The organism is Geobacillus sp. BK01 (assembly GCF_052220245.1).
Taxonomy (GTDB): domain Bacteria; phylum Bacillota; class Bacilli; order Bacillales; family Anoxybacillaceae; genus Geobacillus.
Map to the genome: position 1 here is coordinate 102,765 of NZ_JBQPTH010000003.1, position 15,733 is coordinate 118,497.

A 15,733-nucleotide genomic window follows, 5' to 3' on the forward strand; every position below is an offset into this window, starting at 1 on the left:
CCAAAGCTGATGTAGGTGTCCGATCAAGCTTTTTCGTTCCTGTTCGGGCCGACGTTCCTTTAAAATGAAAAAGGGACATTCCCTAAACAAATGTTCAACAATTTTTCAATATTTCCACTGTATTTATATTGACTTCCCTTTTCTTTACTGTAAAATTTTCTTATAGGGTTATATGTAAATAGAAGGTTGTGATGGAATGGATCGTATATCTTCGGAACTGCGGGAGTTGTTGACAACCATTTACCGCACAATTCCGGTCAAGAAAGGGACGTTCTTGTTTCAAGAAGGGGAAAAAGCAGACGACATTTACTATATACAATCCGGCAAAATCCAAATCAGCAAAACGAACATGGACGGTCAGGAACTGACGCTGCGCATTTGCAGCCAAGGCGACTTGATCGGCGAGCTGACGCTCTTTTGCCCCGGCGCCCGCTACATGCTGACGGCGAAAGTGCTCGAAGACGGCACCGTTTCCGCCATTCGGCGTGAAACGCTCGAGACAGAGCTGGCCAACAACCCGAAACTGGCGATTGAGTTTATGAAATGGATGAGCCTTCATTTCCGCAAAACGCAGACGAAATTCCGCGACCTCATTTTACATGGCAAAAAAGGGGCGCTTTATTCAACGCTCATCCGTCTGTGCAACAGCTACGGGGTGATGAAAGAAGACGGCATTTTGATCGACGTGCCGCTGACGAACCAAGAGCTTGCCAACTTTTGCGGCACCGCCCGCGAAGTCGTCAACCGCATGCTCGGCGATTTGCGGAAAAAAGGCGTCATCTCCGTGGAGAAAGGAAAAATCCACGTCCACGACCTGCAATACTTGCGCAACGAAATCGCCTGCGAAGGTTGCCCGCCCGAGCTGTGCAGCATCGAGTGACAAACAGGTGCGGCAATTGAACGCTCTCCCACCTACGCGTACGCTTCGAGGAGGAAGAGTAACGGCAAATCCCGATTTCTCCCCACTTACGCTCACGCGTCGAAGTGGAAGCTTCTCGGTTCAGGATGATAAAAGAGAAGGCTGTTCTCGGCGCCCGGGGACGGCCTTTGCTTTTTTGAAACAAACATTTTATCAAGCCATTTCCATCGCTCCTCATTGCTCATGGGTTGAATGGCTTCTAAGATTTCTTCTGCCGTCATTAGTTTTTCCATCACCATCATCCCCCCTCATCGTGCTCATTGACCAATATAGCCCCCATTCTTATTTTACCGAAAAGACTGGTAAAACACGATGATTCCCATTGATTATGCTCCTTGTGGAAAAAAGCAAAAGAAAAAAACCCCAACGGCCCGTTTTCGGCTCGAGTGCGGGGTTCATTCAAGAATAGAGCACGATCATCGCGATGAAAAAGTACGCTGCATTGGTGATTTCCAAGATGCCCAGTTTCATGATCGGCAGCGACTTGCCGTATAAATAAACGGCGCGGATGACGCTCGGTGCGTAGGCCAAAACGGCGAACGTCTCGCCGATGGCGATAAGGCCGGCAATGAGCAGGGCATGGTAGCCCCATGACAGCCATTTGTACCGCTCGTTTTTCTTTTCCCGAATCATCGTTTTCACGTAAAACGTGCTGCCGAGGAAAAAGAGGAAGGAAAACAAGGCGAGTTCAAACGCTTCGAGCGTCAACGCCCCGCGTCCGGCGTAAAAGGCGGCGAGGCCGCCGATGCAAAACGCCGCAATGGCCGCCACGTCGTTCCAAAAGGCGCGCTCGTTCTTTTTCTTGCTATAGTATGTGTTCACCAAGAAAAACGGCACCATGGCGAGCCCGAAGTAGAAAAGCGCCGGCTGCTGCCAAAGGGAGACGACAAGCCCTAGGGCGGCGATGGTGCCGTAGCGGGCGGCGGCAGGTACGTACGGGTCTTTCCGCTTCGTTTTCACCGCCATTAAAAGCGGATATGTTGCTAAATAGAGGGCAAGCCAGGCGAGAAAAAGCGGCGCGTGAATCCATGAAAGCCCGCCCGCATACGCCCCGAGCCAAAACGGGATGATGAGCATCGCCCAGGCGCCGTGCTGTTTTGGCATCACCCATTTGCTTTTGTTTGCCATTGGTCTCATCCTCCGCTTACTGGTGGAATAAAGGCGACCGTGTCGCCGGCGTGAAGCGGCGCCTCGTCGCGGGCATATTCCTCATTGATCGCCGTCATGACGCGCTCAAGCGAGACGCCATAGCGCTCTTCCACTTCGTCTTTCAGCTTTTTTACTGTTTCCGGGACGTGCGGCCATGTCACTTCCCGTTCGCCGATTTGCTCGCCCAAATGGGCGAAAAACAACAGACGGATCATTCCTCTTTCACCTCCGGTTTTCCAGACGGGTACGCCGTTGTTTCAAGCTGGTCGCCAACCCAGGCGCTTCCGTCCTCCCATTGCTCTTTTTTCCAAATCGGCACGATTTGCTTGATCCGTTCGATGGCGTAGCGGTTCGCTTCATACGCTTCGGCGCGGTGCGGCGAAGAAACGGCGATGACGACGGCGATGTCGCCGATCTCAAGCCGCCCGATCCGGTGGGTGATGGCGGTTTTCGCCCCCGGCCATTTCTCCGCAATTTCCGCCCCGATTCGCGCGAGCATGCTCTCAGCCATCGACACGTACGCCTCATATTGCAAAAACAGCGTCCGCTTGCCGTTCGTCCATTCGCGCACCGTCCCGGCAAAGACAGCAACCGCCCCCGCTTCCGGGCGCATCACTTTTTTCATCACATCCTCGACCGAAATCGGCCGGTCGGTAATGACAAACAACGGTTCGGTCATGTTCGCGTTCTCACCTCATTTATGAGCCATGGAATATATTCATCATCGTCCGCCAGCAAAAACACCGGGTATGACAGCGGTTCGGGAAGCGGCTCCCAGGCGATGACGGCGCGAATGTCGGCAAGGTGCTGGAGCGACGCCCAATCTTTCGCCGAGCGCACAAGCACGACTTTCGGATGCCGCTCTTGTTTGTAGCCTTCAACCAACACGAGATCGAGCCGAAGCGGCGCATAGAGCGCCAACACGTCATCCAACCGCCATAGCGGCCGGCGGAGATGAAGCTGCAACAGCCCATCCCCTTCGACCGCTGTGGCCACCGCCCCGGCCCGCTCGTGGCGGACGGAATCGACGCCTTCGGGCCGGGCGGGTTCGCCGCCATGGCCGTGATGCTTCACCGTCCCGACGCGCCATCCTTCCCGGACAGCGGCCGCCGCCCATTTTTCGACAAGCGTCGTCTTGCCGCTATGTTTATAGCCGACGACTTGCCAGACGTTCATTCGCTTGATCCCTCATCGTCATTCAAAAGCCACACGTCGACCTCATCGCCGGCCGCAAACCCCCGCGTTCCGCCCGGCAGCACCATTAAGGCGTTCGCTGCCGCGAGCGAAGTGACGATGTTCGATTTGTCCATGCCGACCGGCTTCACGACAAGCCGCCCGTCAACCGCCTCCACCCGGCTGCGCACGAAGCGGGTGAACGGATTCGGCTTCGGAAACTCGGCGCCAAGGGTGGCTTTCGCTTTTTTCAAATGCGGCTTGGCCGAAAAGAGCCGCGTGCGCACAACCGGACGGACGAACAGTTCGTATCCGACGTAGCACGCCGACGGGTTGCCGGATAAGCCGAACAGCAGCTTGCCGTCCCATTCCGCGACGGTCGTCACGCTTCCCGGGCGCATGGCGATTTTGTTAAACAACACATTCGCCCCAAGCCGCTCGTAAATAGCGGGCAAATAATCGAAGTCGCCGACCGAAACGCCGCCCGTTGTAATGAGCATGTCCACTTGATCGAGCGCCTCGCGCACCGCGGCGAAGCAGGCGTCCAGGTCATCGGCAAGCTGACCGAAATAAACCGGCTCGGCGCCGCTGTTGAGCACTTGCGCCTCGATCATGTAAGCATTGCTGTTGCGAATTTTCCCCGGCACGAGCGGCTCGGAGACGTCGAGCAGTTCGCTGCCGGTCGCAAAAATGCCGATGCGCGGCCGTTTTGCCACTTTCACCTCCGCATAGCCGAACGTCGCCAAGAGCGCCGCCACCCCGGGATTGATGCGCGTTCCTTTTTCGACTAACGGCTGCCCTTTTTTCGCGTCTTCCCCTTGAAACGAAATGTTGTCGCCGGGGCGGAACGGGCGCTTGATGGCCATGTACGTCTTCCCGTCCCGCTCGTACTGTTTGGCGAGCTCGAGCATGACGACGGCATCGCACCCGTCGGGAATTTGCGCTCCGGTCATCAGACGCACCGCTTGAAACGGGCCGACCGGCTGCTTCGCCACTTGCCCGGCGCCGATCGCTTCAATAACTTCAAACTCGACGGGATGATCCAGCCCCGCTCCTTCCGAATCGGCGGCGCGAATGGCAAACCCATCGTACGGCGAGCGATCAAACGGCGGCACGTCATGGTCGGCGAGCAAATCCTCGGCTAAATAGCGACCGTACGACTGCCGAAGCGGCACCACCTCTTCTTCCCCTCTCCCGGCATAACGCATCACCCGATTGATCGCTTCCGCAACCGGAATCGGGGTTCGTTTTTCCACCAACGGTGTTCTCTCCTTTCTTTTATTCACTTCACTAAGTCCATTTTATCGTTTTATCACAATGATTTCCAATCTTGCAGCTGTCTAATGGTTTTGGCCAATTTTTCATCAACGACGCTGGCATCATCAATATGTTGCAAAATCATCGCCCGCGTTTCCCCAAACAAAGCGGCCGACCGCTCAAGCTCTTGCATCACTTCATCGGCATAACGAAACTGTTCTTGAATATCGTTTAACACGCCACTGACCCGTTTTTCGACTTGATCGATCAACCCGATCATCGCCGACCATGTTCGCGATGTATTGATGCTCATTTGCACTACCGTGTTAATGATAGATGAAATGGCGTCAGTCTGTACGAGCGACCGTTGAATTTCTTGCTGCACCGCATCGGTGAGCTGGTGGATCGTTTCCGTGCTGTCTGCCGTATGTTCAGCCAGTTTCCTGACTTCGGCGGCAACGACGGAAAATCCTTTTCCATGCTCCCCGGCGCGGGCCGCCTCAATCGAGGCGTTTAAGGCAATCAAATTCGTCTGTCCGGCGATTTCTTTAATGACTTTGACGATTTGCTCGATCTCTTGCGAACGGTCGCGCAGCCGATGCATCGCAGCCGATGTCGTCTCCATTTCCGCCCCGAGCTGCCCGATCGCCTGCTCAACCTCCCCGGACATGCGAATCCCTTCTTTCGCCGCCGCCACCATCTGCCCGGCGGTGTCCGCCAAAGCCGTCCCCTGCTCGCGCAGGCGCCCGGAGATGGCGTATGACGATTGACTGAGCGTACGGACATTATCCACTTTTTCTTTCGTTTTTTCCACTAAATCGCCCAAGACATGGTGCTGCCCGTTGACGAGTTCATGTTGGCGGACAATTTCCTGCCATTCCTCAAGCAGTCCGGCCACTGTTTCACGAATGGCCGTTTCTTGCCTTACAAGCTGTTGTTTCATCTCTTCAATCCGGCGTTCAAGTTCCTTTTTTTCTTCCTCCCAGCGGCTTGCCTTGGCCAGCGGCCACATGCTGACTCCTCCTCTTTTTTCGGCAGTTCACACTTTCCATATGGCGTATTCACCGTTGTTTTCCTTATTTATATATTTCGTCTGTTTTATTGTACAAGAAGGAAGAGAGACACTGTTGTGATGTTGATCACATTTCCTTGTTGTCCGCTTTTTTTTGCTTGTGTGAGATGTATCACAACGTTGGCGACCAAAACAAGGTATGCTGAAGCTGTAATGATTTGACGATGGAGGGATCCGAAATGGAACAGCGGTTTACCGAACAATCGTTAATTGGCGATATTGTCACTGTCTTTCCGAAAGCAGCGGATTTGTTTAAAGCGCAGCGCATTGATTTTTGCTGCGGCGGGCAGCGCCCGTTAAAAGAGGCCATCGAAGAGCGCGGGCTGGACGGCAAAGCGCTCCTTCACCAGCTGAACACCTTGTATAACGAAGCGCAAAACAAGCCAACCGGAAACTGGAATGAAGCGCCGCTCGACGAACTCGTCGATCATATTGTAAGAACGCATCACCGCTATTTGAACGAGGAACTGCCGCAGCTCAGCCCGTATGTCACGAAAGTGTTGCGCGTGCACGGCATGCATCACCCACATCTTTCCCGGGTGCATAAACTGTTCCATGAGTTAAAAACGGAGCTTGAGCAACACTTGATTAAGGAGGAAACGGGCGCATTCCCACTCATTTTGCAATTTGCCGACAACCCATCCCCGGAAAACCGGGAGGCGGTCGAACAGGCCGTTCGCGAACTCGTCAATGAGCATGATGTCGCCGGTGATCTCATCAAAGAAATTCGTGAAATCACAAACGATTTCACCCCGCCGGAAGACGCATGCGGCACGTACCGGCTCGTCTACAACCGACTCGCCGCGCTTGAGGACGACTTGTTTACGCACATCCATTTGGAAAACAACATCCTCTTTCCGCGCGTGTTGGCGGCGGTGAAGGCGTGAGCAGAGTAAACAAGACAAGCCATTGGCACGGTTGAAACGCGACCAACGCATAAAAACAGGATCGCTTCCCGAGTTAAGGAGCGATCCTGTTTGTTTATCCGCCAATATACGACATCTCAATTTTCCGCTGTTGTTTTGCCGTCTCCGCCGTCCGTTCTTCCGAATAGCGGTCCGTCCGCCGGTTCCAGATGGCCGTAATGAGCGCCTTCAGCTCTTCTTTCCCCGCGCCGGCACGCAGTTTGTCTTTCAATGACACGCCATTCGCCGCAAACAGGCACGTATACAGCTTGCCATCGGCGGAAATGCGCGCCCTCGTGCAGCTTTGGCAAAACGCTTCCGTCACCGAGGCGATAAAGCCGACTTCGACGTTCGTGCCGACGTAGCGGTAGCGGCTCGCCACCTCCCCGAAGTACTCGTGTTCGACCGGCTCGAGCGGATGCATGGCATGGACTTGTTCATAAATCTCCTTTTTCGTCACGACATAGGAAAAATCCCAGCCGTTCGTCGTGCCGACATCCATGAATTCAATAAAGCGGAGCGGGATGCCCAATTCTTTAAAGTAAGCCGCCATCGGCACGATTTGTGAATCGTTCCACCCTTTTTTGACGACCATGTTCACTTTGACGCCAAGCCCGGCCTTGCGCGCCGCTTCAATGCCTTTCAACACCGGAGCGGCGCCGACGCCGATGCCGTTCATTTTGCGGAAAATGTCATCGTCCAACGCATCCAAGCTGACGTTGACGCGCTTCAACCCGGCCGCTTTCAGCCGTTTCGCCCATTTCACCAAATGGATGCCGTTTGTCGTAAGGGCAACGTCCCGCAAGCCGGGAATCATGGACAACCGCTCAATAAGCGCATCAAGGTCGCGCCGAAGCAGCGGCTCGCCGCCGGTCAGGCGCACTTTTTCGACCCCAAGCTCGACAAAACATTCCGCCAACAGCGCCATTTCATCAACGGTTAACAGCTGGTCTTCCGCCAAAAAGCGAAAATTCGGCCCAAACACCTCTGCCGGCATGCAGTAGACGCAGCGAAAATTGCATTGATCGGTGACCGACAACCGCAAATCGCGCAGCGGGCGGGAGAGGCGGTCGGTGATCTTCATCCGGTCGCGCTCTTCCATGGCGCTCCCTCCTTTCTCGTTTATGGGCCGCATCACGTTCAAGCGGCCTGTTTCTTTATCGTTGCAAACGGCTGAGTTTGGTCACACAAGCCAATAAACTGAATGACAACCCGATCGTGACCGCCACCCATGCCCACGCTAATTTCATCTCTCCTGATTCCATCGCCATATAGACAGCGGTCGGAATCGTCTGCGTTTTGCCCGGGATATTCCCGGCAAACATGAGCGTCGCGCCAAACTCCCCGAGGCTGCGGGCAAACGACAGCACCGCCCCGGAGAATAACGCGTGTTTGGCCAGCGGCAGCGAAATATGCCAAAACACTTGGCGCTCGTTCGCCCCATCGATGCGCGCCGCCCCTTCAATCGCCGGATCGACCGCTTCGAGCCCCGCTTTCGCCGCCTGATACATGAGCGGAAACGACACGACGACCGCCGCCAACACCGCGGCGCCGGGCGTAAACAATATCGTTGTGTGAAACCACGTCTCCATCAACCGTCCGATCGGGCTATGGCGGCCAAACAGCACAACGAGCAAAAACCCGACCACCGACGGCGGCAGCACCAACGGCAGCATCAACACCGTCTCGACGATCGTCTTCCCGCGAAACCGGCGGCGCGCCATCCGCTTTGCCGCCGCTGTCCCGAGGATCGCGACAATCACGCCGGCAAGAAGCGATACATTTATTGATAACCAAACCGGTGACCAAAATTCCGCCATGAATCAACCCTTCTCTGTTACATCTCCATCTCACTATACGAAAATGAGCGGCCATATGCTGTGATGCTGCTCACATTGATTGTATCATATGTGCATAGAAATCCGATTTAGAAAAATTTGTGACAACCCGCACAAAAAGAGGACAAACGGTGATTTTTTTCACTCTCTCCCGCTGTGATGTTTTTTACAATAGAAGTAGCTGAACAAATGGAGGTGCCGACAATGAACGGCGAAAGCCGCACTGCAATGAATCATGATTTCTCCCACTTGCGTTCGTTGCTTCAGTCGTCCAAAAAAGTGATTCCGCTTCGCAAGCACTCGTTTTTGTTTCAGGAAGGCATGCCAGCCAATGAGCTGTATTTGATCCTTTCCGGCAAAGTGCAAGTGAGCAAAATTTGCCCGGATGGAAAAGAAATGTGCTTCCGTATTTGCGGAAGTGGGGAAATTGTCGGCGAGCTGACACTATTTACGAACGATCCGCGTTATTTATTGACGGCCAAAGTGATCGAATCCGGTGAAGCGGCAGTGGTAAATAAAAGTGAACTGGAGGAACAGCTGCTGATCAACCCCACCCTTACCCTCGAATATATGCGTTGGATCAGCAAGCATGCCCGGCGGACACAGACAAAGTTTCGCGATTTGATCATGAACGGCAAAAAAGGAGCGCTTTACTCGACGCTCATTCGCCTTTGCAACAGTTATGGCGTCCCGCTTGAGGACGGAAGCATTTTTATTGATGTCACATTGAAAAACCAAGATTTAGCCAACTTTTGCGGCACGACGCGCGAAAGCGTCAACCGGATGCTCAACGCCTTAAAACAGGAAGGGATTATCTCGATGAAGCGGGGGAAAATTACCGTCCATGACTTGAACTATTTGAAAACAGAAATCCAATGCGAAGATTGCCCGGCGGATATTTGCTGCATTGAGTGAACAAGGCGCGGGCTGTCCCGGAAGGTTGCCAACCGCTCCTCTGCGGACAGCCCGGCTCTTTCGTTAAATTTTTTTCGCCCGCATCCGGCGGTAGACGACGTAACGCCGGTTTAAATATGTCAATGGGACGCTCCACACATGCACGAGACGGGTAAACGGCCAAATGCCAAATAACAACAGGGCGGAAAGAATATGAATTTGAAACCCGACTGGCGCATTGCTGACGAGCTGCGGCAGCGGCCGAAACGTTAAAATACCGCGAAACCACGGGCCAATCGTATCCCGATAGTCAAACGTCCCGCCGGTCGCTGTGTATCCGACCGTATTTGTAAAGCCTGTCAAAATGACAATGGTCAGCAGCACCAATACGACGATATCACTTTTGCTGCTATGACGGAGAAGGCGGCGAACGCTGAGCCGGCGCCATAAAAGCAGCACAACCCCGATTACGGTCGCCACGCCGGCGGCGCCGCCAAACCAAACCGCCCCAAAGTGGTACATCTCCTCGGTAATCCCGATCGCTTCATAAAACGCTTTCGGCACTAAAATACCGGCAACATGACCGAGAAACACAAAGAGAATGCCCCAGTGAAACAGAACGCTTCCCCAACGCAACCGCCGTTTCTCAAGAAACTCACTCGATTTGGCCGACCAGCCAAACTGGTCGGTATTGTAACGGTAAATATGACCGGCGACAAACAGCGTCAACATAATATACGGGTAAATGACCCAGAGAAACTGATCAAGCAGCGTCATGTAGCCTCCTCCGTTCTAACCGGAATGTCACGTTTCGCTGTTTTCTCAAGAAAAGAGGCGATGCCTGCCAGACAGCCGGCGAACACAAAGAAATACGGGTGACCGGTTTTTTGGAGCTTAGCGGTCAGCTCCTTGATGGCTTGTTCGTGAACAAGAAGCACTTTCCTTGCGCTGCTTGCCGGAGCGACCGATGCAAATTCAAGCATGAGCGGCAAATAGTCGGGCAGCTCATCCCCGGCCAGTTCCAAACCGGCTCGGCGAAACTCTTCTTTTAATTTCAGCAGCGCCTGGCCGCGCTCCTTTTGGTCGCCAAACAAGTAGTATGTCATATACATCGTCGTTCGGTCACTCAAATCAAAGGTTCTCACATAGAGTTCGCATAGCTCGTCAATATCTTTTGTTTTCGTATAGTCAAGAAACTGCAAAAACCGTTTGCGAGCCGTACGGTTGGCGAGCTGGGAAATTTCATAAAACAGCTGTTCGTCTTTCAGCCATTCTTGTTCCGGATATTGCAACAAAATGGAAGCGAGTTTAAATAGTTTCTGATGCTCTTCCATCCTCATCCCCCCAATAAAATTGGTGAAAACGGTCCGCCTCATATTCAGAACAGCCGGAACAAGATTCCATAAACGCATAGCCGGCCGTGCCTTGCCCGTAAAACGCATTGCCGGCTTTCTCGCGGTGGGAGGACGGAATGACATACCGGTCGGAATATTTCGCGACGGCGGAAAGTTTATACATCTCTTTGACCGTATGCTCATCCATTCCTACCTTTTCCAATATGCTCCGATCCGGCTCTTTTCCTAAATTCACTGCCCGCATATAACTGCGCATCGCCACCATTTTTTTCAATACGGTGCGAATCACATCCGTATCACCGGCCGCCAACAAGTTCGCCAAATATTCAATCGGGATGCGCATTTGGTCAATCGCCGGAAAGACGACATGCGGGTTGATATCGTCCAATCCGCCGTCAAACGCCCCCATGATCGGGCTTAACGGCGGAACGTACCAAACCATTGGCAACGTGCGGTATTCCGGATGAAGCGGGAGCGCAATTTGCTGCTCAACAGCGAGTTTATAGACAGGCGAGCGCTGTGCCGCTTCGATCCAGTCGTCCGTATATCCAGCCTCACGCGCCGCCTTGATGACTTCCGGATCGTACGGATTTAAAAAGATGCGCAAATGGGCGCGGTACAGTTCTTTTTCATCTTGCACCGAGGCGGCTGCCTCCACTTGGTCCAAATCGTAAAACACAATGCCGATATAGCGCAGCCGGCCGACGCACGTTTCTGAACAAACCGTCGGCATCCCTACTTCAATGCGCGGAAAACAAAACGTGCATTTCTCCGCTTTATGCGTTTTCCAGTTAAAATACACCTTCTTATACGGGCAACCGGTCACGCAAAAGCGCCAGCTCCGGCACGCGTCATGGTCGACGAGCACAATGCCGTCCTCATCCCGCTTATAAATCGCTCCGGACGGACATGAAGATACACAAGGCGGGTTCAGACAGTGCTCGCAAATGCGCGGCAAGTACATCATAAACGTTTGTTCGAATTCAAATTTCACCTTCTCTTCGATCCCTTTGATGTTCGGATCGCGCGTCCCTGTTTCGTAAACCCCGGCCAAATCGTCCTCCCAGTTCGGTCCCCATGTAACGTCCATATATTCGCCGGTCAGCTGCGATTTAGGCCGGGCGACAGGCTGATGCTCCCCTTCCGGACGGTTGATCAGTTGTTCATAGTCGTATGTCCACGGTTCATAGTAGTCGTCGATCACCGTCATATTGGGGTTATAAAAAATGTTTAACAGTTTGTTCACCCGGCCGCCGGCGCGCAGCTCAAGCTTCCCGTCTTTGAGCACCCAGCCGCCTTTTTGCGAGTCTTGGTTTTCCCATTCTTTCGGATAGCCGATGCCCGGTTTCGTCTCCACATTGTTCCACCACATGTACTCGGCGCCGGGGCGGTTCGTCCATGTGTTGTTGCACGTAATGCTGCACGTATGGCAGCCGATGCACTTATCCAAATTCATCACCATGCCAAACTGCGCTCTAACTCTCAAGCCAATCCACCTCTCCTTTTTCCAGCTTGCGGATCACGACTTGTTCATCGCGCTGGTTTCCTGTCGGCCCATAGTAATTAAAGCCGTAGCTTAATTGCGCATAACCGCCGATCATTTGCGTCGGCTTGACGTGAATGCGGGTCGGGCTGTTAAACGTGCCGCCGCGCAATTTGCTGATCGGCGAACCAGGCACGTTAATATGGCGTTCCTGCACATGGTACATAAACGCCACCCCGCGCGGCAGTCGATGGCTGACGACCGCCCGGGCGACGACCACCCCGTTGCGGTTATACATTTCCATCCAGTCGTTGTCAGCGATGCCGACTTCAGCGGCGTCATCGGTATTCAGCCATACGTGAGGACCGCCGCGAAACATCGTCAACATCGGAACGGTATCCCCATATGTGCTGTGGTACGACCATTTAAAGTGCGGCGTCAAGTAACGGAGGGTAAGTTCTTTGCCGCCTACGTTCGGGCGCCGGTCATGGCTGTAAAAAGCGAGCTTCTGCAGCGGCGCTTTAAACGTCGGCAGCTCTTCGCCAAACTCAAACATGAGCTCATGATCCAAATAAAAATGTTGCCTTCCGGTCAACGTCCGCCATGGGATGAGCCGCTCAACGTTCGTCGTAAACGGGGAGTAGCGCCGGTTTCCGGTTTCGCTCCCGCTGAAAACCGGGGTTGTCAACACTTGCCGCGGCTGGACCGTAATCGAATGGAACGTAATATGTTCTTCCGCCCGTTCCATGACCAAATCCTTTAGCGGCTGCATCGTCTTTTTCTCCATTTCCCCCCACGCCTTCAGCGCCAATGCGCCGTTCGTTGTGCTAGAAAGCGCCAAAATAGCCTCCGCTGCATCGCGGTCTGTCAGCAGGCTCGGGCAGTCTTTATACGGACCTTCAAGCGCAGAAGAACCGAGCGTATCAAGCAGCCATTTGTACTGTTCCTTAGCGTCCCAGCTAAGCCCTTTCGCCCCGATTTGCTCGCGGACGACCGGGCCGAGCGCCACAAATTTGTTATACACTTCAGCATAATTCCGCTCCACAATGTGCAAGCGCGGAAAATTCACGCCCGGAACCGGATCGGCCGTCCCGTCTTTCCAGTCGTTCACCACCCCAAACGGCTGGGCGATTTCATCGCGCGTATCATGCAAAAGCGGCGCGGCGACGACATCTTGCACCGGTTTGGAAAAATAGCGGACAGCCAGCTCGGAAAACGTTTTGGCCAATCCTTTAAAGAAGTCCCAGTCCGATTTTGCCTCCCAAGGCGGTGCGATTGCCGGATTGAACGGATGGACAAACGGGTGCATATCCGTGCTGCTTACATCGTACTTCTCATACCACGTCGCTGCCGGCAACACGATGTCTGAATATAGACCGGTCCCGGCCATGCGAAAATCGATATTGACCATTAAATCAAGTTTGCCTTCCGGCGCGTTTTCATCCCAAACGATCTCGCTCGTTTTCAGTTCATCGTTTTGTTCGCTTAAATTCGCATGATGGGTGCCAAGCAAATGCTTCAAAAAGTACTCATGCCCCTTGGCCGAACTGCCGATCAAATTGGCACGCCAGACAAACATCACGCGTGGAAAATTGACCGGGTCGGACGGATTTTCAATGGCAAACTTGATGGTTCCTTTTTTGATTTGCTGAACGACATATTGAACAGCTTCTTCATTCGTCTTCGCGTTCGCCTGTTCCACGAGCGCAAGGCTGTTGACGTTAAACTGCGGATAAGACGGCAGCCAGCCTAACCGGGCCGCCAAATAGTTGTAATCGCCGCCGTGCTCATATCGCGGCTTTTCCACGAGCGGAGATACATGCTCGTTCATGTTTTGGTCTTCGTATTTCCATTGTTCGGTCACGAAATAGAAAAACGACGTTCCATTTTGCAGCCGCGGCGGCCCTCCCCAGTCGCGCGCCATCGCGATCGTCTGCCAGCCTTCGAGCGGGCGCACTTTTTCTTGGCCGACGTAATGCGCCCATCCGCCGCCGTTCACCCCTTGCGAGCCTGTCAGCAGCACAAGGTTCAAAACGGCCCGATAAATGGCGTCAGAGTGGTACCAATGGTTAATGCCCGAACCCATCACAATCATCGAGCGTCCTTTGGAATCGAGCGCATTTTGCGCAAATTCGCGGGCGATTTGTGCGGCCGTCTTTCGGTCAATGCCAGTAATCGCTTCTTGCCAAGCCGGCGTGTACGGCTTCATATCATCATAATCGGACGGATAGTCGCCGGGGAGCCCACGGCCGACGCCCATTTTCGCGAGCAATAAATCGAATACGGTCGTCACGTATACCGTCTCGCCGTTTTGTTTGATGGCTTTCACCGGAACGCCGCGCTCAATCACCGCCTTTTTCCCGGCTTCAAAATGCGGAAATTGGACGATCACCGTATCATCTTGCTGTCCGAGAAGCGTCAAGGCAGGCTGAAGCCCGAGCCGCCGGTTGTCCATGTCGTCAAGCCGCAAGTTCCAGTTGCCGTTATTCTCCCAACGGTGTCCGATCGTTCCGTTTGGCACGGCAAATGTCTGTGACCTCTCATCCCATATGACCGTTTTCCATTCCGCATACTGAAGCGGCATGCCAAGATCGCTCGCCCGCAAAAAGCGGCCGGCTGTATAGCGGTTCCCTTGATTGTTTAACATGACTAAAAACGGCAAGTCGGTGTACGTTTTCGCATAATTCATAAAGTAATCGGCCGTTTGGTCAACGTAAAATTCTTTCAAAATTACATGCGTCATGGCCATCGCCAGCGCTCCGTCCATTCCCGGCTGCACCGGCAGCCAGTTGTCGGCAAATTTCACAAATTCCGCATAGTCAGGGCTAATGGCGACGACTTTTGTCCCCCGGTAGCGCGCCTCGACATAAAAGTGGGCATCCGGGGTGCGCGTTTGCGGCAAGTTGGATCCCCATACGATCATATAGCTGGAGTTAAACCAGTCTGAGCTTTCCGGCACATCCGTTTGTTCTCCCCATATTTGCGGGGAAGCCGGCGGCAAATCGGCATACCAGTCATAAAAGCTGAGCAGCGCCCCGCCAATTAAATTCAAAAAACGGGCTCCTGCCGCATAACTGACCATCGACATCGCCGGAATCGGCGAGAAGCCGAAAATGCGATCCGGACCATACGTCTGGATCGTATAAATAAGGGAAGCGGCGATCATCGTATACACATCATCCCATGCCGCCCGGACGAATCCGCCTTTGCCGCGCGCCCGTTTGTATCGTTTCGCCTTTTCCGGGTCTTCGACAATAGCCTTCCAGGCGGCAACAGGATCGCCTTCGTGCGCCAGCGCTTCCTTCCACAATTTCAAAAGCGCCCCGCGCACATACGGGTAGCGGACGCGCAGCGGGCTGTATGTATACCACGAAAAGCTCGCGCCCCGCGGACAACCGCGCGGTTCGTACTCCGGCATATCCGGCCCTGTCGTCGGATAGTCGGTTTGCTGCGTTTCCCACGCAATAATGCCGTCTTTCACATGCACTTTCCAACTGCACGAGCCTGTGCAGTTCACCCCGTGAGTAGTGCGGACGACTTTGTCATGCTGCCAGCGGCGGCGATACGTCTTTTCAGCATCCCGTCCGTATGGCGACAGTTCTGCGTGACCGGCAATTTTTTCTGACCGGCCAAAGTATTTTAATTTCTGCCAAAATGGGGTAGGCTTTTGGTTCATGCCGTTTTCCCT

At 53.8% G+C, this 15,733-nt stretch carries 16 protein-coding genes; 3 read left to right on the forward strand and 13 right to left on the reverse strand.

What is annotated here, in order from left to right:
- Positions 1 to 196 precede the first annotated feature (196 nt).
- Positions 197 to 880 (forward strand): Crp/Fnr family transcriptional regulator, encoded by a 684-nt coding sequence (locus ACTVDO_RS04665; RefSeq protein ID WP_020958923.1) that lies wholly within the window; start codon positions 197 to 199, stop codon positions 878 to 880.
- Positions 881 to 972: 92 nt separating this feature from the next.
- On the opposite strand, the gene ACTVDO_RS04670 is transcribed toward ACTVDO_RS04665, so the two are convergent.
- The 7 genes from ACTVDO_RS04670 to ACTVDO_RS04700 all read right to left on the reverse strand — a co-directional run bounded on the left by ACTVDO_RS04670 (position 973) and on the right by ACTVDO_RS04700 (position 5,510).
- Positions 973 to 1,161: a hypothetical protein gene (locus ACTVDO_RS04670; RefSeq protein WP_128754817.1), complete on the reverse strand. Its 189-nt coding sequence runs from the start codon at positions 1,159 to 1,161 to the stop codon at positions 973 to 975.
- A 157-nt stretch (positions 1,162 to 1,318) separates the two neighbouring features.
- The gene (locus ACTVDO_RS04675; RefSeq protein ID WP_020958921.1) at positions 1,319 to 2,047 is read right to left on the reverse strand and encodes a YwiC-like family protein; all 729 of its coding nucleotides are present in this window, start codon (positions 2,045 to 2,047) and stop codon (positions 1,319 to 1,321) included.
- A gap of 5 nt (positions 2,048 to 2,052) precedes the next feature.
- The gene (gene moaD / locus ACTVDO_RS04680) at positions 2,053 to 2,283 is read right to left on the reverse strand and encodes a molybdopterin converting factor subunit 1 (RefSeq protein WP_020958920.1); all 231 of its coding nucleotides are present in this window, start codon (positions 2,281 to 2,283) and stop codon (positions 2,053 to 2,055) included.
- Positions 2,280 to 2,747 carry a molybdenum cofactor biosynthesis protein MoaE gene (locus ACTVDO_RS04685; RefSeq protein ID WP_020958919.1) on the reverse strand — a complete coding sequence of 156 codons (468 nt, stop codon included), beginning with the start codon at positions 2,745 to 2,747 and terminating at the stop codon, positions 2,280 to 2,282. The genes moaD and ACTVDO_RS04685 overlap by 4 nt, the downstream gene beginning before the upstream one ends.
- A complete protein-coding gene (mobB, locus tag ACTVDO_RS04690) occupies positions 2,744 to 3,244 on the reverse strand; it encodes a molybdopterin-guanine dinucleotide biosynthesis protein B (RefSeq protein WP_020958918.1) in 501 nt (166 codons plus the stop codon). The genes ACTVDO_RS04685 and mobB overlap by 4 nt, the downstream gene beginning before the upstream one ends.
- Positions 3,241 to 4,500, reverse strand: a complete 1,260-nt coding sequence (locus ACTVDO_RS04695; RefSeq protein WP_020958917.1) for a molybdopterin molybdotransferase MoeA — start codon at positions 4,498 to 4,500, stop codon at positions 3,241 to 3,243. The genes mobB and ACTVDO_RS04695 overlap by 4 nt, the downstream gene beginning before the upstream one ends.
- A gap of 53 nt (positions 4,501 to 4,553) precedes the next feature.
- Entirely contained in the window at positions 4,554 to 5,510 is a 957-nt protein-coding gene (locus ACTVDO_RS04700; RefSeq protein WP_442901138.1) for a methyl-accepting chemotaxis protein, read from the reverse strand.
- A 239-nt stretch (positions 5,511 to 5,749) separates the two neighbouring features.
- Between ACTVDO_RS04700 and ric the strand changes: the two genes are divergently transcribed.
- Positions 5,750 to 6,457: an iron-sulfur cluster repair di-iron protein gene (gene ric, locus ACTVDO_RS04705; RefSeq protein WP_442901139.1), complete on the forward strand. Its 708-nt coding sequence runs from the start codon at positions 5,750 to 5,752 to the stop codon at positions 6,455 to 6,457.
- Positions 6,458 to 6,551: 94 nt separating this feature from the next.
- On the opposite strand, the gene moaA is transcribed toward ric, so the two are convergent.
- Together moaA and modB are read right to left on the reverse strand one after the other, a co-directional pair.
- Positions 6,552 to 7,577 (reverse strand): GTP 3',8-cyclase MoaA, encoded by a 1,026-nt coding sequence (moaA, locus tag ACTVDO_RS04710; RefSeq protein WP_020958914.1) that lies wholly within the window; start codon positions 7,575 to 7,577, stop codon positions 6,552 to 6,554.
- A gap of 55 nt (positions 7,578 to 7,632) precedes the next feature.
- Positions 7,633 to 8,295 (reverse strand): molybdate ABC transporter permease subunit, encoded by a 663-nt coding sequence (gene modB, locus ACTVDO_RS04715; protein ID WP_020958913.1) that lies wholly within the window; start codon positions 8,293 to 8,295, stop codon positions 7,633 to 7,635.
- 222 nt (positions 8,296 to 8,517) lie between these two features.
- On the opposite strand from modB, the gene ACTVDO_RS04720 reads away from it, so the two are divergent.
- Positions 8,518 to 9,228, forward strand: coding sequence for a Crp/Fnr family transcriptional regulator (locus ACTVDO_RS04720; protein ID WP_442901140.1), 711 nt, complete (start codon positions 8,518 to 8,520; stop codon positions 9,226 to 9,228).
- Between the two features lie 63 nt (positions 9,229 to 9,291).
- Here the strand turns inward: ACTVDO_RS04720 and narI are convergent, their stop codons facing one another.
- The 4 genes from narI to ACTVDO_RS04740 are packed head-to-tail and all read right to left on the reverse strand — an operon-like array spanning position 9,292 to position 15,721.
- Positions 9,292 to 9,984, reverse strand: coding sequence for a respiratory nitrate reductase subunit gamma (gene narI, locus ACTVDO_RS04725; protein ID WP_020958911.1), 693 nt, complete (start codon positions 9,982 to 9,984; stop codon positions 9,292 to 9,294).
- Positions 9,981 to 10,541 carry a nitrate reductase molybdenum cofactor assembly chaperone gene (gene narJ, locus ACTVDO_RS04730; protein WP_442901141.1) on the reverse strand — a complete coding sequence of 187 codons (561 nt, stop codon included), beginning with the start codon at positions 10,539 to 10,541 and terminating at the stop codon, positions 9,981 to 9,983. Before narJ ends, narI begins: the two co-directional genes overlap by 4 nt.
- Complete coding sequence (gene narH, locus ACTVDO_RS04735) at positions 10,516 to 12,048, reverse strand: nitrate reductase subunit beta (protein WP_442901142.1); 1,533 nt, start codon at positions 12,046 to 12,048, stop codon at positions 10,516 to 10,518. The genes narJ and narH overlap by 26 nt, the downstream gene beginning before the upstream one ends.
- Entirely contained in the window at positions 12,038 to 15,721 is a 3,684-nt protein-coding gene (locus tag ACTVDO_RS04740) for a nitrate reductase subunit alpha (RefSeq protein WP_020958908.1), read from the reverse strand. The genes narH and ACTVDO_RS04740 overlap by 11 nt, the downstream gene beginning before the upstream one ends.
- Between the last annotated feature and the right edge of the window lie 12 nt (positions 15,722 to 15,733).

Coding starts and splice junctions, on each gene's coding strand:
- ACTVDO_RS04665 (WP_020958923.1), top strand. CDS start 197: ATGGATCGTATATCTTCGGAACTGCGGGAGTTGTTGACAACCATTTAC.
- ACTVDO_RS04670 (WP_128754817.1), bottom strand. CDS start 1,161: ATGATGGTGATGGAAAAACTAATGACGGCAGAAGAAATCTTAGAAGCC.
- ACTVDO_RS04675 (WP_020958921.1), bottom strand. CDS start 2,047: ATGGCAAACAAAAGCAAATGGGTGATGCCAAAACAGCACGGCGCCTGG.
- moaD (WP_020958920.1), bottom strand. CDS start 2,283: ATGATCCGTCTGTTGTTTTTCGCCCATTTGGGCGAGCAAATCGGCGAA.
- ACTVDO_RS04685 (WP_020958919.1), bottom strand. CDS start 2,747: ATGACCGAACCGTTGTTTGTCATTACCGACCGGCCGATTTCGGTCGAG.
- mobB (WP_020958918.1), bottom strand. CDS start 3,244: ATGAACGTCTGGCAAGTCGTCGGCTATAAACATAGCGGCAAGACGACG.
- ACTVDO_RS04700 (WP_442901138.1), bottom strand. CDS start 5,510: ATGTGGCCGCTGGCCAAGGCAAGCCGCTGGGAGGAAGAAAAAAAGGAA.
- ric (WP_442901139.1), top strand. CDS start 5,750: ATGGAACAGCGGTTTACCGAACAATCGTTAATTGGCGATATTGTCACT.
- moaA (WP_020958914.1), bottom strand. CDS start 7,577: ATGGAAGAGCGCGACCGGATGAAGATCACCGACCGCCTCTCCCGCCCG.
- modB (WP_020958913.1), bottom strand. CDS start 8,295: ATGGCGGAATTTTGGTCACCGGTTTGGTTATCAATAAATGTATCGCTT.
- ACTVDO_RS04720 (WP_442901140.1), top strand. CDS start 8,518: ATGAACGGCGAAAGCCGCACTGCAATGAATCATGATTTCTCCCACTTG.
- narI (WP_020958911.1), bottom strand. CDS start 9,984: ATGACGCTGCTTGATCAGTTTCTCTGGGTCATTTACCCGTATATTATG.
- narJ (WP_442901141.1), bottom strand. CDS start 10,541: ATGGAAGAGCATCAGAAACTATTTAAACTCGCTTCCATTTTGTTGCAA.
- ACTVDO_RS04740 (WP_020958908.1), bottom strand. CDS start 15,721: ATGAACCAAAAGCCTACCCCATTTTGGCAGAAATTAAAATACTTTGGC.